The sequence below is a fragment of the Streptomyces sp. NPDC001880 genome, assembly GCF_053594575.1.
The window spans coordinates 1-14,169 of sequence record NZ_JBSFET010000019.1; the positions used below are offsets into that span (position 1 = coordinate 1).

17 protein-coding genes and 1 pseudogene are annotated in these 14,169 nt (G+C 69.1%); 6 read left to right on the top strand and 12 right to left on the bottom strand.

All coding sequences use genetic code 11. The features are described 5' to 3' along the window. Positions 1–132 precede the first annotated feature (132 nt). Positions 133–1,364 (bottom strand): IS3 family transposase gene (locus ACWCQ6_RS13995; RefSeq protein ID WP_451088801.1). Its coding sequence is split into 2 segments (ribosomal slippage): positions 133–1,043 and positions 1,043–1,364, totalling 1,233 coding nucleotides; the frame shifts between segments, so codons are not numbered across the junction. A gap of 729 nt (positions 1,365–2,093) precedes the next feature. Between ACWCQ6_RS13995 and ACWCQ6_RS14000 the strand changes: the two genes are divergently transcribed. Then, entirely contained in the window at positions 2,094–2,462 is a 369-nt protein-coding gene (locus ACWCQ6_RS14000) for a VOC family protein (RefSeq protein ID WP_451088803.1), read from the top strand. Between the two features lie 47 nt (positions 2,463–2,509). On the opposite strand, the gene ACWCQ6_RS14005 is transcribed toward ACWCQ6_RS14000, so the two are convergent. From ACWCQ6_RS14005 to ACWCQ6_RS14020, 4 genes are all read right to left on the bottom strand, one after another. Next, positions 2,510–3,100: a transposase family protein gene (locus ACWCQ6_RS14005; protein WP_451088967.1), complete on the bottom strand. Its 591-nt coding sequence runs from the start codon at positions 3,098–3,100 to the stop codon at positions 2,510–2,512. Beyond that, positions 3,040–3,186, bottom strand: a complete 147-nt coding sequence (locus ACWCQ6_RS14010; protein ID WP_451088971.1) for a hypothetical protein — start codon at positions 3,184–3,186, stop codon at positions 3,040–3,042. The genes ACWCQ6_RS14005 and ACWCQ6_RS14010 overlap by 61 nt, the downstream gene beginning before the upstream one ends. Before the next feature lie 47 nt (positions 3,187–3,233). Next, a complete protein-coding gene (locus tag ACWCQ6_RS14015; protein WP_451088805.1) occupies positions 3,234–3,431 on the bottom strand; it encodes a hypothetical protein in 198 nt (65 codons plus the stop codon). A gap of 96 nt (positions 3,432–3,527) precedes the next feature. Next, entirely contained in the window at positions 3,528–3,671 is a 144-nt protein-coding gene (locus tag ACWCQ6_RS14020; RefSeq protein ID WP_451088807.1) for a hypothetical protein, read from the bottom strand. Between the two features lie 686 nt (positions 3,672–4,357). On the opposite strand from ACWCQ6_RS14020, the gene ACWCQ6_RS14025 reads away from it, so the two are divergent. Both ACWCQ6_RS14025 and ACWCQ6_RS14030 read left to right on the top strand, forming a co-directional pair. Next, positions 4,358–4,654: a hypothetical protein gene (locus ACWCQ6_RS14025; RefSeq protein ID WP_451088809.1), complete on the top strand. Its 297-nt coding sequence runs from the start codon at positions 4,358–4,360 to the stop codon at positions 4,652–4,654. A 70-nt stretch (positions 4,655–4,724) separates the two neighbouring features. Further along, entirely contained in the window at positions 4,725–5,768 is a 1,044-nt protein-coding gene (locus ACWCQ6_RS14030) for a pentapeptide repeat-containing protein (RefSeq protein ID WP_451088811.1), read from the top strand. A gap of 577 nt (positions 5,769–6,345) precedes the next feature. Here ACWCQ6_RS14030 and ACWCQ6_RS14035 read toward each other — a convergent pair. After that, positions 6,346–6,807, bottom strand: a complete 462-nt coding sequence (locus tag ACWCQ6_RS14035) for a VOC family protein (RefSeq protein ID WP_451088813.1) — start codon at positions 6,805–6,807, stop codon at positions 6,346–6,348. Beyond that, positions 6,804–7,391 carry a DinB family protein gene (locus ACWCQ6_RS14040; RefSeq protein ID WP_451088815.1) on the bottom strand — a complete coding sequence of 196 codons (588 nt, stop codon included), beginning with the start codon at positions 7,389–7,391 and terminating at the stop codon, positions 6,804–6,806. The genes ACWCQ6_RS14035 and ACWCQ6_RS14040 overlap by 4 nt, the downstream gene beginning before the upstream one ends. A 62-nt stretch (positions 7,392–7,453) precedes the next feature. Here ACWCQ6_RS14040 and ACWCQ6_RS14045 point away from each other — a divergent pair, with 62 nt between their 5' ends. Next, positions 7,454–8,452 (top strand): helix-turn-helix transcriptional regulator, encoded by a 999-nt coding sequence (locus ACWCQ6_RS14045; protein WP_451088817.1) that lies wholly within the window; start codon positions 7,454–7,456, stop codon positions 8,450–8,452. Positions 8,453–8,627: 175 nt separating this feature from the next. Here ACWCQ6_RS14045 and ACWCQ6_RS14050 read toward each other — a convergent pair whose 3' ends face one another. After that, positions 8,628–8,867 (bottom strand): hypothetical protein, encoded by a 240-nt coding sequence (locus ACWCQ6_RS14050; RefSeq protein ID WP_451088819.1) that lies wholly within the window; start codon positions 8,865–8,867, stop codon positions 8,628–8,630. 52 nt (positions 8,868–8,919) lie between these two features. Then, positions 8,920–9,072 (bottom strand): annotated as a pseudogene (locus ACWCQ6_RS14055) (ATP-binding protein); the annotation flags it as partial. A 68-nt stretch (positions 9,073–9,140) separates the two neighbouring features. Between ACWCQ6_RS14055 and ACWCQ6_RS14060 the strand changes: the two are divergent. Continuing rightward, complete coding sequence (locus ACWCQ6_RS14060; protein WP_451088821.1) at positions 9,141–9,803, top strand: ArsR/SmtB family transcription factor; 663 nt, start codon at positions 9,141–9,143, stop codon at positions 9,801–9,803. Then, positions 9,800–11,137: an MFS transporter gene (locus ACWCQ6_RS14065; RefSeq protein WP_451088823.1), complete on the top strand. Its 1,338-nt coding sequence runs from the start codon at positions 9,800–9,802 to the stop codon at positions 11,135–11,137. Before ACWCQ6_RS14060 ends, ACWCQ6_RS14065 begins: the two co-directional genes overlap by 4 nt. A gap of 152 nt (positions 11,138–11,289) precedes the next feature. On the opposite strand, the gene ACWCQ6_RS14070 is transcribed toward ACWCQ6_RS14065, so the two are convergent. Genes ACWCQ6_RS14070 through ACWCQ6_RS14080 form a run of 3 tightly spaced genes read right to left on the bottom strand, consistent with a single transcriptional unit; the run spans position 11,290 to position 14,138 of the window. Further along, the gene (locus tag ACWCQ6_RS14070) at positions 11,290–12,510 is read right to left on the bottom strand and encodes a cytochrome P450 (protein ID WP_451088824.1); all 1,221 of its coding nucleotides are present in this window, start codon (positions 12,508–12,510) and stop codon (positions 11,290–11,292) included. A 12-nt stretch (positions 12,511–12,522) separates the two neighbouring features. Then, on the bottom strand, positions 12,523–13,914 hold the full coding sequence (locus ACWCQ6_RS14075) for an NAD(P)/FAD-dependent oxidoreductase (protein ID WP_451088826.1): 1,392 nt from the start codon (positions 13,912–13,914) through the stop codon (positions 12,523–12,525). Then, positions 13,911–14,138 carry a ferredoxin gene (locus tag ACWCQ6_RS14080; RefSeq protein WP_451088828.1) on the bottom strand — a complete coding sequence of 76 codons (228 nt, stop codon included), beginning with the start codon at positions 14,136–14,138 and terminating at the stop codon, positions 13,911–13,913. The genes ACWCQ6_RS14075 and ACWCQ6_RS14080 overlap by 4 nt, the downstream gene beginning before the upstream one ends. Between the last annotated feature and the right edge of the window lie 31 nt (positions 14,139–14,169).

Below are 14,169 nucleotides of genomic sequence, written 5' to 3' on the forward strand. Positions count from 1 at the left end.
GCGGCTTGCGGGCGGAGGTGCCGAAAGTCGCGGCGGACGCGTGCGGGGGTGAGCCTGTCCGGCGGGGTCGGTTTCTCCCACGGCCTTCGGAGGTCGGGCCTTGTCCCCTGAGGGTGGACACCGTTCGTGTCGTTATGCGGCAAGTGTCAGAGTAGCTGACTGCTGCTCGTAGACGATCGGGGCTTGCTGTCCGTTGGCCGAGTGCCGTCGGCGGGTGTTGTAGCGGGTGAGCCAGCGGAAGACGGCCTGGCGGCAGGCGCGGGCGTCCTCGAAGCGGCGGGTGCCCTTGAGCATCTCGCGTTTGAGGGCTGCATTGAACGACTCGGCAAGGGCGTTGTCCGCCGATGTGCCCACCGCGCCCATGGACCGGATCACTCCCAACTCGGCGCATGCAGCAGCGAATTCACGAGACTTGTACTGCGCCCCGTGATCGCTGTGGAAGATGGCTCCGGCCAGGCTGCCACGGGTGGCTGCGGCGGCCTGGAGAGCATCGCTTATCAGCGAGGTGCGCATGTGGTCGGCGATGGCCCAGCCCACCAGGCGGCGTGAGAAGCAGTCGATCACGGTCGCCAGATACAGAAACTCGCCGTCGCCCACTGGCAGGTAGGTGATGTCTCCGACGTACTTGGTGTTCGGTGCCGCAGCGGTGAAGTCGCGCCGCAGCAGGTCCGGCAGGGCAGCGGCAGACGGCTCGGGCACAGTGGTGACCTGGCGCCTGCGCAGCCGCAGTCCGGCGATGCCGTGCGTGCGCATCACCCGTCCGACGCGCTTGTGGTTGACCCGGATGCCGGCCTCGCGCAGCTCGGCGGTGATCCGCGGACGCCCCCAGGTGCCGTCCCACTCGGTATGCACGGCCCGGATGCGTTCCGCGAGCGCGGCATCGGCCCGCTCACGGGCGGCCCGCGCCGCGCGGCCGGCCCGCCATTTGTAGAAGCTGGAGCGGGCCACCTCCAGCACCTGACGCAACCGCTTCACGCCCCAGGCGCGGTGGTGGTCCTCGATGAAACGGCAGCGGTTCACCAGTTCATCTCGGCGGCGAAAAACTTCGTCGCCTTGCGCAGGATGTCCCGCTCGACCGCGAGCTTCTGGTTCTCCTTGCGCACTGCCTTCAGCTCCGCGCGCAGGGCCGCGATCTCGGCCTCCAGCTCCTGTTTCGTGGCATCGCTCACCGGGATGTCCTTCGTCTTGCCGTTCGTCGTGCCGCTTTCACCGCGGCGGGCCCGCTCGGCCCGCACCCAGTTACGCAGCGTCTCCCGGCTGATCCCCAGATCCTTGGCGATGCCCTCGAAGGTATGGCTCGGGTCCGACAGGTACAGCGCGACCGCGTCCGCCTTGAACTCGGGCGAGTAGACCTTCATCACCATAAAAGATGCCTCCTACCCGGCCCCTGCCGGGGCCGGAGTCAGAGGTGTCCACCACTCGGGGACAGGTCCCCTCTCCTAAGTGCAGGAGCAGTACGGCGGGCTCGTGGGGCGAGGGGCACCGTCTTTGTCCCGGGCCGGCCGAGGTGCGGGTCGGCGATGTTGTCGTCGAGCGCCTTACCTGTACCTGCTTCTGCCATTCCCGAAAGGCCCGCTGATGATGTGTGCCCGCTGTCAGCGGCCCGTGACGGCCGAAGAGTCGAAGTTGTACGAGATCCATGGTGCGAGCGGCCCAGGTATCACGCTCCGCCTCCACAAGGGGCTGTGCCCGCTGCCCGCCCCGGCGCGGCCGCCGTCGTAGCCGCGAGAGCAGCGGCACTGACCCCCGCCCGTACCCGAGGCCGTCGGCGGCAGAGGTCCGGGAGGGTTCTCCAATCTCCACCCACTCGCAGAACCCCGATGAGCCCGTCGCGGGACCATCCCCGCGGGCGCGGGGAGCACGCCGCCGTGTACCGGCCTTCGGGAGCATTGGCGCCGTGGGTAGCAGTTGAATGAAGCTGCGCCATCTTGAAGTAGCTGGTCAGGGTGCTGGTGTGACGCCGGTTCGGGGTGCTTGTGCTGGTCGTGGGCGGCAGTCTGGGGTGTAGATCGTCTGGCATGGCCGTTTTGCCGATGAGTTCACCGACCTCGAACGGTCTACCCAGCGACACGACCGTTCTCGACAGGAGTGCCATGTCCACCATCCAGCCAGTGATCATCACTGCCGACCAGGAAGTCCTGCTCGGCTTCTATACGAAATTGTTCGGCGCCGAGGAGATCTTCCGAGTACCGGCAGAAGGCCCGGCCTTCTACCTCGGCTTGCGCATCGGCGACACCGACCTCGGGCTGGTGGCCAAGACGGACCCGGGGAGCGGGGCGGCACCGCGGATCCTGCTCAGCATCGGTGTCGACGACGTCGACGAGATGCTCGGCCGGGTGACGGCGCTGGGCGGCTCGGTCCGCAGCGGCCCCAACGACATGCCGTGGGGGCAGCGCGTCGCCCACATCCAGGACCCCGACGGCAACCCGTTGAACCTCACCCAGGCGATCCCGGCTCAGTGACGCTGTTCCGCGTGCTTGTGCTGGTCGTGGGCTGCCTGCGCTAGAGATCAATTGCCTGTAGTGGCCTCGATGTTCGTCAGGACGAGCAGCGCGCGAAGCAGGTGGGTGGCGCGAGCGTGGTCAGTGCGGAGCTTGGTGAGGATCCGCCAGTTCTTCAAATGGGCGAAGCCGCGTTCGACCGGGGTGCGTCCGGCGGCCAGAATGCGGTTGGCCTCCCTTTCGGCAGGTACGAGCTTGCGGGCACGGGTGGCCCTGAAGCCGGTGGCGACCACGGGTTTGTCCCCGTCGTCGTCCAGGCCGAGGAAGCCCAGGTCGGCCAGGGCGCCGAGACCGGCAGCGCGCAGGTGGGCCAGGATATGGTCGCTGCGGGCGGCGGTGATGTCGTGGGTGCGGCCGGGCCGGGCGGCCGATATCCACACCAGACGGCCCCGCTCGTCGGTCAGGGCAAGCACGTGCAGACCGTGGCGGCGATGCTTGCCAGAGTAGTTCGGGCGGTTCGCTTTGCCGGTGCGGCGCTGGGTGGGGATGAGGGTGCCGTCGATCAGGACGACCTCCCCGCCCCGCTTGGCGATCTTTTTCAGGGCGCGGTCCAGACGCGGGGCTTCGCGGCGAGGAGGGCGATCAGCTCGTCGCGCCAGCGGCGGACCGTGGTGGCGGAGATGTCGTTGCCGCCGGCCATGTCGGCCAAGCGCTGGTCGTGCCGGAGCACGGCCAGGACGATCATCGCGATCCTCCCGGGCAGCAACGCCCGCCACCGGGAGCGTATGGCCTTCAGATGGCGTCGTAGCAGTGTCGTTTGTGCAGCCAGCCCCGGTCGGCCAGCTTCCCGCGCAGCGGCTCCAGCTTGCCCCTCACCCCGGTGTCCAAGCCCAGTACCTCGCCGATCTGCCGGGTGGAGACCCGGCCGCCGGCCTGCCGCACGGCGGTCAGGACGCGCTGGCACTCCGCCGGCAGCGCGGACTCAGCCAACCCCCGGCGCACGATCCGAAACCAGCCGCACCGCCCGACCCGCCACTTGGACGACCGGCGACCCGGCCTCCGTGCGCTCGTCGGCGAGCTGCTCACTCATCCGCTGCCACACCCGCTCGCCACGGCGAGCTCATCCCGCTCAGCCCGTACCTCCGACAGCTGCTTGACCAGCTGTTCTTCGAGCCCGTCTAACTCCGCACGCCGCGTGGCGACCCGCTCCAGCACTTCGGGATCCATCATGCGCCGGAGCCTAGGAGCGGCACCCACGCCGACGGACAGGAATCTGCAAACCCACCCCTGACCCACGATCTACACCCCAGACGGCCGCCCACGACCAGCACGAGCACCCCGAACCGGCGTCACACCAGCACCCTGACCAGCTACTTCAAGATGGCGCAGCTTCAATGTTCAGTTTGCTGAACATCTCTGCATGGCTGTGTCTGGGCTGGCAGGCTGTGGCCGGTGAGGGGTGACTGGCTTGGGAAGTTCCGTCGGGAGCGGCGGGTGCTGGCTCGGGTGCGGCGTGCCGCGTGGCGGCTGGAGCAGGCCGAGCGGGAACGGGACTGGGCGCTGGCCTCGGCGCGGGCTGACGGGCTATCGGTACGCAAGACCGCGGAGGCGGCCGGGCTGTCGCCCACCCGGGTGCATCAGCTCACCAAGGCCGCCTCAGTGGATGCGCTGGAGGCTGCGCTGGGCGAGTTACGGGCGGCGGGCTGCCCCGCCCCGGAGGACCCGGCCAGCAGCGACGACGAGGAACTGTCGGGGCATGCGGATGTGGCCGGGCGCCTGGTGGACGAGGCCGGGTGGATCTGGCAGTGCGCGGAGTGGATCGGCCATGCGGAGCGGGAGAGCTTCCCGCCGGTGGTGAACCTGCGGCCGGGGTCCGACTTCCCTGACCGGCATGCCGTGATCGTCGATCCGTCCGGGTGGCGGCCGTACTGCGGCGTATCGCCTTCGATGTCGACGAACTCGCCCGCGCCCGCAGCGTCCAAGACCTCGACAGGGCGCGCGTCTGTGAGGAGCCGCAGGCCGAGCGACGCCGACGCCTGGCCGAACCGGACCTGCCGTTCGTCGAGTTCTGCAGCCGCACCGGGACACCGTCCCAGTCCATCCGCCAAGGCGCGGATGCCTGGACCGCCTACCAGGCCGAACGCCACCACCGCGGCGAAACCGACGAGAACTCCTCTACGGCGCACACCCCCTTCCGCCACGGGAAGGACTGACCGTGCCCAACCGTGCGTTCTGCCTGAACGAGACCCGGAACCGGCACATGACAGCGGAGCCCGCCAGACCATGAGTACACCCCCAGCCCCCGTCCCCTCGCCGCCGTCCCGGCCGTACTGCGGACACGGCGCGGACCCCACCGCCGATCCTGTCGGCTGCCGCGGCATCCACGTGCCCGGCCACACCGCATGCCTTGCCCACCTGTCCGACAGAGACCGTGACAACCACCTGGCTTCACTGACCCCCGGCGCCGACATCGACCACCGCTGCACCCCTTTCACCCGAGACCTGCTGGACCAACTCCTCAGCGCGCTCTACGACCCCACCACCGGAAAACTCCATATGGGCAACGCCGAGTTCGGCGGGGCACGGTTCTCCGGCAACGCCCAGTTCGGCGCGGCGCACTTCTCCGGCAACGCCGAGTTCGGCGGGGCATATTTCTCCGGCAACGCCGATTTCAGCGCGGCACAGTTCTCCGGCCCCGCTTGGTTCGGCACGGCGCATTTCTCCGGCAACGCCGAGTTCCGCGGGGCGCAGTTCGCCGACGACGCCGAGTTCAGCTGCGCGCAGTTCTCCGGCAACGCCCAGTTCGGCGGGGCGCAGTTCTCCGGCGATGCCCGGTTCGGCGAGGCGCATTTCTCCGGCAACGCCGAGTTCTGCGCGGCGCAGTTCGCCGACGACGCAGGGTTCTGCGCGGCACAGTTCTCCGGCCCCGCTTGGTTCCGCAGGGTGCAGTTCTCCGGCGACGCCGATTTCAGCTGCGCGCAGTTCTCCGGCGACGCCTGGTTCCGCGGGGCGCAGTTCTCCGGCCTCGCCGATTTCATCTGGGCGCAGCTCTCCAGCGACGCCGGGTTCCGCGCGGCACAGTTCTCCGGCAACGCCTTGTTCAACGGGGCGCAGTTCTCCCACAACGCCGAGTTCAGCCTGGTGCACTTCTCTGGCCCCGCCGATTTCAGCGCGGCACAGTTCTCCGGCGACGCCTGGTTCGACGAGGCGCAGTTCTCCTGCGACGCCGGGTTCGACAGGGCGCGGTTCCCGGTGGCTTCGGGATTGGGCCGCTCGTGTACGCGGGAGCGGTGGATCTGTCGGGTGCTGTGTTTGAGGTGCCGGTGACGCTGCAGATCCCGGCACGTGGGTGCGCTGCGATCGGACTCGGTGGGAGTCGACCGCCACGGTCTGCCTGCGCTACGCCATGGCAGACCTCGGGCATGCGGTGCTGTCGGCGCCCGTAGCGGTCACCGCCCACCCGGCGCCTTTCACCCCCAGCGCCGTGGACGCCGTGGACGAGAGCGTGCTGCAGGCCTCGGCCGCGAGGCGGTCGACGGCCTGCGCGGGATCATCCCCGCGGGCGCGGGGAGCAGAGTTTCGCGGCGGCGGCCGGGGATGGTCCCCCGAGTACGCCGAGGACGTTCGCTGATTCCGGCTGCTCCCCGCGCCCGCGCCCGCGGGGATGGCCCCACTGGCACGGTTGAGCCCGAAGTGCGGGGTCAGCCGAGATACGGGCAATACTGGCGCTTCGAGCTCCTCGACGTGGTTGGCAACGACGTGTCGCGGGCGATCCAGCGCGAGCTCTCTACCTGGAGTTCCGCAAACCAGGCTTCGCGACCTCCCCACTGCTGGAGCAACTCGTCATGCCGGCTGCCTCGGCCGCAAGACCGGCCATGGCTTCCGCGACTACAGCTGAGCTGCGTCAGTCCAGGCAGAACTCGTTGCCCTCCGGATCGGCCATCACAATGAAGCCTGCGCTCATCGGGGGAGCGGGCTCGTAGCGACGTACCCGCGTCGCTCCCAGTGCGACGAGCCGGTCGCACTCGGCTTCCAGTGCCGCCATCCGCTCCTCTCCCTGCAGTCCGGGAGCCGCACGGATGTCGAGGTGGACGCGATTCTTGGCGACCTTGTCCTCCGGCACTTGCTGGAAAAACACGCGTGGGCCGTGTCCGTCCGGGTCCTCGATGGCCGATTTCGAGTTGCGCTGCTCCTCAGGTACGCCGACCCGCGCGAGGAAGTCGTCCCACGCTGCCAGCGGGTCGGCGCCCTCGGGCAGGTCCACCCCGGGCGGGCCGGGGTGGATGTAGCCCAGTACGTCGCGCCAGAAGGACGACAGCGCCCGCGGGTCATGGGCGTCGAAGGTGACCTGGATGTGGCGGCTCATCGGGTTGCTCCGTTCGTAGTGGGGTTCGTGTGGCGGTAAAGGTCGCGCAGCAGACAGACCTCGGACAGGTGGTGGATCAGCTCGCGGTGGATGTGCAGCACCAAATCGGCCATGGGCGCCTCGGGAAAGGGCTCCTTCTCACCGATCGGGACCCGGAGCCCGGCGTCGCCGAGGCTGCGTACCCCGGCCAGCCATACATCGAGCTGGGCCTCGAGCTGGTCGAGCGCGGTGGCCGCGCTGCCTGCGTACTCCCAGCTCTCGTATGACGCCGCCGGCGCGCCGAAGTGCGCCGCGTTGCGCGCAGCCAGCACACCGACGATGACGTGACCGAGTCGCCAGGCAATCGTGGTGAAGGCCGCCGGGACCGGCTGCGGGACAGCGAAGTCGATCGTGAAGTCCCCGGCACCGCCCTGCACGGGCGCCGTCGAGCTGCCGCGCGGCCGCACACTCCAGGCATCCGGCACCGGCGACCAGAAGTACTCGTCGTCGGTGAGGCTCTCGAGCCGGGCTCGGAGCTGATGCTTCCAGTGGACCTCCCACTGCTCGCGCAGCGTCCGGTTCCAGTCGAGTTCGTCTGCATCCATGGAGCCACCGTGACATCTCTGGCGGACAGGATCGGTCCGCTATTGCTGAGAGAGTGGGCGACATGGACGTGGCAAGCGGTAACGAGCGGGGCACGACGGAGCGGGTGCTCACCCTGCTCGGGCTGCTGCAGCAACGCCAGGTCTGGACCGGCCCCGAGCTCGCCCGCCGTCTCGGGGTCACGCCGCGCACGGTACGGCGTGATGTCGAGCGGCTGCGCACACTCGGCTATCCGGTGCATGCCAGCCAGGGTGTCGGCGGCGGCTACCAACTCGGCCCGGGGCAGGACCTGCCGCCGCTGCTTCTCGACGACCACGAGGGCATCGCCACCGCGGTCTCGCTGCTCGCCGGCGCGGGTGACGCGGTTGCCGGCGCCGGCGACGCCGTACTCCGGGCGCTGACCAAGCTCGACCAGGTGCTGCCCACCCGGCTGCGGCACGAGGTACGCGCGCTCACCGGCTCGGTGGCGTCCTTCGACGGAGGCCGCACACCGGTCGACCCCGAGGTGCTCATGACGCTGGCCAGAGCCTGCCGCGACGAGGTCGAGGCAGGCTTCGACTACCCGTCCGGCAGCGAGGTGCGACGGCGACGGGTCGAGCCCTACCGCCTGGTCACTTCCGACCGGCGCTGGTACCTCCTCGCCTACGACCTCGATCGCGACGACTGGCGCAGCTTCCGCGTCGACCGGATGACCGACGCGTCCGCACGGACCTGGCACTTCTGCCCGCGCACGGCACCTGACGCGGCAACATACGTGCAAGAGGGTGTCGCGAGCCGGGTCTACCCGCACCAGGCGCGCTTCCTCGTGCACGCACCGGCCGACACGGTGCGCGCGCAGATTCCGGCGTCGGCGGCCGTCGTAAGACGGCGAGGGAACGAGCTCTGCGAGGTGCTCAGTGGCGCCGCCAGCCTCGACGCCGTGCTCATGCACGTACTTCTGCTGGGGCACGACTTCGAGGTACTCGACCCTCCGGAGCTCGGGAGGCGCTGTCGCGCGCTGGCGGAGAGACTGCTGTCGGCCGGTGCAACGATCCCACCGGCGCCGGACATGGAGGAGACATGAGCAGCGACCAGGCCAGTGCCGACTGAGCGCCTCCGCTGCGTCTGTGCCGAGCACGTCGACCCGGTCCTGGGCTTCGCCATGCGCTGGCCCGACCGGGCCGACGACGCCGCAGACATCGTTGCGGAGACCATCCTGGTGGCCTGGCGACGGATCGGGTCGGAGCCGGGCGGGACGGTCATGAGTGGTCCTGTTCGAGAAGTTGGGTTTCGAGGTCGGCGATGCGCTCGTCGGCGAAACGGAGGCTGGACCGGGCGCCTTCGAGGCGTTCTTGCAGCGTGCAGTGTTCTCGGGTCAGCTGCTGGACGCGTGGTGGTCCGCCGAGTGCTGCGGTCACATCGTTCCAGTCGGCTCCGCTGAACACCGGGCCGAGGCGGCCCGTTTTCGCCATGTCGGTCAGGACATCGAGTACCTCCACGAGGCGGAGCCTGACAGGTGGCCCTGAGCAGCAGTCCAGCGGTTTCAGGGGTTCAGCCCGCTGCGGTCTGTTCGGCTCGGGCCCGGGTGCTCGCGAGGCGGTAGGAGTCGGTGCCGGTCTCGATGACGGTGCCGTTGAAGGTGAGCCGGTCGACGACAGCCGCGCAAAGGCGAGGGTCGGTGAAGGTCTTGGTCCAGCCGCCGAAAGGCTTCGCAAAGAGTTCTTCGCGAAGAACTATTTGCGAAGAACTCTTTGCGGTCTATTGTGTGCCGTATGACTGATGCCACGGAGAGAGCCGATGGCTCCACCGAAGAGAACTCGGTTGTCCTGGATGCCAAGGGGCTGCGTGCCCTCGCGCATCCGCTGCGCGTGCAGCTAGTCGGGCTGCTGCGGAAGTACGGCCCGTCGACGGCCACCCGCCTCGCGGAGCGGCTGGGCGTGAATTCCGGGACGGCCAGCTATCACCTGCGCCAGCTCGGTGCGGCGGGTTTCGTCGAGGAGGACGCGGAACGTGGCAACGCACGAGAGCGCTGGTGGCGTTCGGTGCACCGGACGACCTGGTTCAACGATCCGGAGCTGGCCGAGCGGGAGCCCGAGGCCGCACTGGCCTATGAGCAGTCCGTCGCCGCCATCTACACCCTGCGCACGCAGCAGACCCTGAACGGGCTTCAGACGATGCCCCGCGCATGGCGGGACACCTTCGACATGAGCGACTGGGCCTTGCGGCTCACGCCCGAGGAAGCCGCCGCCCTGTACCAGGAGTTGGCGGAAGTCATCGCGCGCTACCGGCGAGACGCGCCCGAGACGGCGGCAAATGCCCCCGAGGGAGCCGAGCGGGTCGCCGTGATCACGCAGATCCTGCCCGAACTGGATGCGCCTGCCGCCTCGTCGCTCCCTTCCGGCCCTCAGGATGCGGAAGGAAGCCCGACGTCATGACCGACGACGCCTCGGAGGACGGCGGCATACCCGGCAAGAGGTCCTTACGGCCGCTGGGCGGGGTGCTGGCGGCCATGGCCGTATCGCTGACCGGCACGCGGATCTCCGTTGTGGCACTGCCCTGGTTCGTCCTCGTCACCACCGGCAGCGCCACCCAGACCGGACTGGTCGCCTTCTGCGAGATGACTCCCTACGTGGTGGTCAAGGCGTTCACCGGGCCTCTGGTGGACCGGATCGGCCCGCGGGCCGTTTCCTGGACCACCGATCTGGCCAGCGCGACCGCCGCCGCCGCGGTTCCCCTGCTCCACGCCCTGGACCTGCTGTCCTTTCCCCTTCTGCTGGTTCTGGTCGCGCTGATCGGCGCGGCCCGGGGACCCGGCGACCTGGCCAAGGAGGTGATGGTCCCGGAGGCAGCCGAGCGCGGCCGGGTGCCGCTGGAGCGGGCCACCGGTCTGTCCGGCGTGACCGAGCGGCTCGCCTCCACCGTCGGCCTGGCGGCCGGCGGGTCCCTGGTGGCGCTGCTCGGTCCCCTGACCGGACTCGCCGTCAACGCGGGCTGCTTCGCCCTCGGATCGGTGATCATCAAACTCGTGCTGCCTCGCGGCATGGGGCACGCGGCCGAGGAAGCCCCCTCGCAGGCCGGGGGAACGGAACCGGGATACTGGCGGCGGTTCGGCGAGGGCTTCACCTTCCTGCGAGGCGAGCCGCTGCTGCTCACCGTCATCGTCATGGTCGGCATCACCAACCTGCTGGACGCGGCGTTCGTCTCGGTGCTCGTACCCGTCTGGGCCAGGGAGTCCGGCAACGGGCCGACCGCGATCGGCCTGATGGGCAGCGTGATGGGGGCCGCGGCGGTCGGCGGGAGCCTGATCGCCGCGATGGTCGCGCACCGGCTGCGGCGGCGGATGGTGGTTCTCACCGGGTTCCTGCTGGCAGGGGCACCGAGGTTCCTGATCCTCGCCTTCGACGCCCCGTTGGGGGCGGTACTGGCCGTCTTCGCGGTCACCGGGTTCGGCGCCGGCTTCGTCAACCCAGTGCTGGGAGCCGTCCTCGTCGAGCGGGTGCCGCGCCGGATGCTGGGCCGGGTCAACGCCCTCGGTGACTCGCTGGCCTGGGCCGGTATCCCTCTCGGCGGGCTGCTCGCCGGGGCGGCGGTGACCGCTGCCGGACTCGTGCCGGTGCTGCTCGCCTGCGGCGCCGCGTACTTCCTCACCACGAATCTGGCTGGACTGCGGCCTGAATGGCGCTTGATGGACCGTACGCGCGGGCGGGGCCTCGTGAAGCCGCATTCCGAGGAAGACGCTTCACAAAGCAGTGCGAACGCAGCGGCATGACGTTTACGGGAGGGAGGCGGACCATCTGGTCTACTCCTCCCTCCCACCGCTCCTTCTGCCCGGGCCAGGAGCCGCGCTCTTGCCCGAGCTGCGCGTGCCATGCCGGACCCGGCGCGCCGGCCCGTACGGCCTTGATGGCCTCGGCGATCGCGTCAATCGCCACCCTGCTCGACGTAGAGATGGATCGGACCACGAAGAACGGGGCTGCGCCGGTACGGTGGCGGGTCGGCAACCAGGCTGGGGCGGTCGAGGCGACGTACGAGCTCGGTCAGCGCGATCTGCGTTTCGCGCCGGGCCAGCGGGCCGCCGAAGCACAAGTGGATGCCGCTGCCGAAGCCGAGGTGCTGGTTGTCACGCCGATCGGGATCGAAGCGGTCGGGATCGTGGAAACGGTCAGGATCGCGGCTGCCCGAGGCCAGCATCAGCATGATCTGTGAGCCCTTGGGGATCGCGGTGTCGGCGACGGTGATGTCGCTGTACGCCGCCCGCCAGGGAATGATGTGCACGGGAGGCTCGTAGCGCAGCAGCTCCTCCACCAGTGGAACGACCAAGTCCGGCTCGTCGCACAGTCGTTGCAGCACCTGCGGGTGGCGCAGCAGAGTCAGCATGCCGTTGGTGATGAGATTGACGGTGGTCTCGTGGCCGGCGATCAGCAGCAGATTGGCAGTGGCGACGATTTCCTCGTCGGTCATCCGCCCGTCGGGCCCGTCATCATTGGCCATCCGTGACAACAGGTCGTCGCCCGATCGGTCGTGGCGTTGCTCCAGCAGCCCGCCGAGGTAATGGCGAAGGTCTTTACGGGCCTGCACGCCCTTGTCCATTTTTTCCTTCGGGTCGGTCTTGGGGTCGTAGTCGATCGAGTTGACGATGTCGTCGACCCACAAGTGGAACCTCGGTTCGTCCTCGCGTGGCACGCCGAGAAGGTGGCAGATCACAGTCACGGGGAACGGATAGGCGAAGTCGTCGACGACGTCGATCTGCTCCTTGCCCGCGAAGTCGTCGATCAGGCTGCTGACGGTGGCGGTCAGGAAAGGTTCCATGCCGGTCACCAGCCCCGGGGTGTGCGGGGGGCCGAAATGGCGCATCGCCATGCGCCGCAGGCGGTCGTGCTCGGGAGGATCGAGGTTGATGAACGCCGGCGTGGTCTGCTCCTCGGCTCCGGCCGTCGGATGGGAGAGATTGCGCGTGTCCGAGCTCAGCTGCGGGTTGTGCAGGATGTCCGCGATCTCGCGATAGGTACTGATGACGTAGCTACCGTCCGCCTGCCGGGCCACCGGAGTCCTGCGCAGCTCGGCATACAGAGGGTACGGGTCGGCCCGGGAGGAGTAGTCGAGGATCCGGCGCAGCATGTCGGGCGTCTCGGTCGTGGTCATCTCGCTTCCCTCCTATCGGTGCTGGAACGCGGCCGTGACGCGTCGCTCACTCGGGTCGTGGCCGGTGACGACCACAGTGGCGCCCTGGGCGAGCAGGACGGGGCCGGGGAAGTCGACAGGCACTGGTTTCATGTCGGCGGGCTGGTCGGGCGTGGGACAGGGGGGCGGGAAAGGTGCGGCCGTCTCAATGAGCCCTCGGTAGTGATCCAGCCACTTCGCGTTGTTGAAACTCACTGCCGCGGTGACGCGGCCCCGATAGCCGTACGCGGCGACGAAGCGGTGGTCGGGCACCGATCCCTGGCTGACGACCACCTCGTCAGCGAAGGTCGGCACGCCGACGGACTTGATATTGACGCCGAACTGGATCGACCAGAACCGCGGGATGGACAGATGGGGCCAGCGGTCCGCCTGGGCACTGACCATGTTGTGCGCCGCGACCTGGGCCTGCTCCACGGCGTTTGCCCAGTGCTCCAGCGAGATGAGTCGGTACTCGTAGACCGGGTTCGGGCAGCGTGCCACGTCTCCGGCGACGAAGACATCGTCGGTGACCAGGCCGTTGAGGTCGAGAGCGCGGCAACCCGTGTCGCAGGCGATTCCCCAGACACCCGCCGCCAGGCCCGAGTCTCGCAGCCACTCGGTGTTACGGATGCCCCCGAGTGCCACCACCGCCACGTCGGTGTCGATCGTGCTGCCGTCGTCGAAGTGGGCACGCCGAAGCCGCCCCTGCGCGTCGCCCTCCAGTCGGGTCACCTTGACGCCGCAGCGCAGGTCCACACCGTGAGTACGCTGCAAGTCCGCCGCGACCTCACCGATCATGGCACCGAGTGCCCCGACCAGCGGGGCCGGCGCGAGTTCGGCGACGGTCACCGGGATGTTCCGCTCGCGGCAGATGGAGGCGATCTCGGAGCCGGTGAACCCCGCACCGATGACCAGAACGCGGGAGGGCTCAGCGGCGAGGGCTCGTTGTAGGCCCTCGGCGTTTTCGCGCGTGCGCACGACGAACACTCCGTCCAGAGCCGCCTCGCTCTCGACGAACCAGGGCCGGGCCCGAACTCCGGTGGAGATCAACACCCGGTCGAAGGGAACCTCGCGTCCGTCCGCAAGACGCACCTGGTTGGCCGCCAGGTCCAGCCCGCTGGCGGGCACGCCCAGCAGCCACTCCGCATCGATGTCACGACGGCGCGGCAGATCGGTGTTCCCGGCCGGCACCCACCCGGTCAGTACCTGCTTGGACAAGGGAGGCCGGTCGTAGGGCTCGCTCAGCTCATCGCCGATCATGGTCAACGACCCGGCGAAACCCTCGTCGCGCAGCGCCTCCGCGGCCCGCAGCCCCGCCAGTGACGCCCCGACGACTACGACGCGGCCATCGCGCCTGAACGCTTGCAGATTTTCGGCGCTGGTCATGACGGCGACGCCTCCATCGGCGCGTCCCGGCCCTCCAACTGGTCGACCAGAATTGCTTGGACAGGGCAGGCTGCCGCGGCACGCAGCACCTGGTCGCGCCGGGCGTCATCGGGGTTCGGGTCGTACATCAGCGCTTCCTCGCCGTGCATCCGGAACGCGTCCGGAGCCAGGAAGGCGCACTGCGCGTACCCTTCACATCGGGAAAGATCAACGACAACTCTCATCCCGACCTCCACAGGGACTGCAACTGCGGGC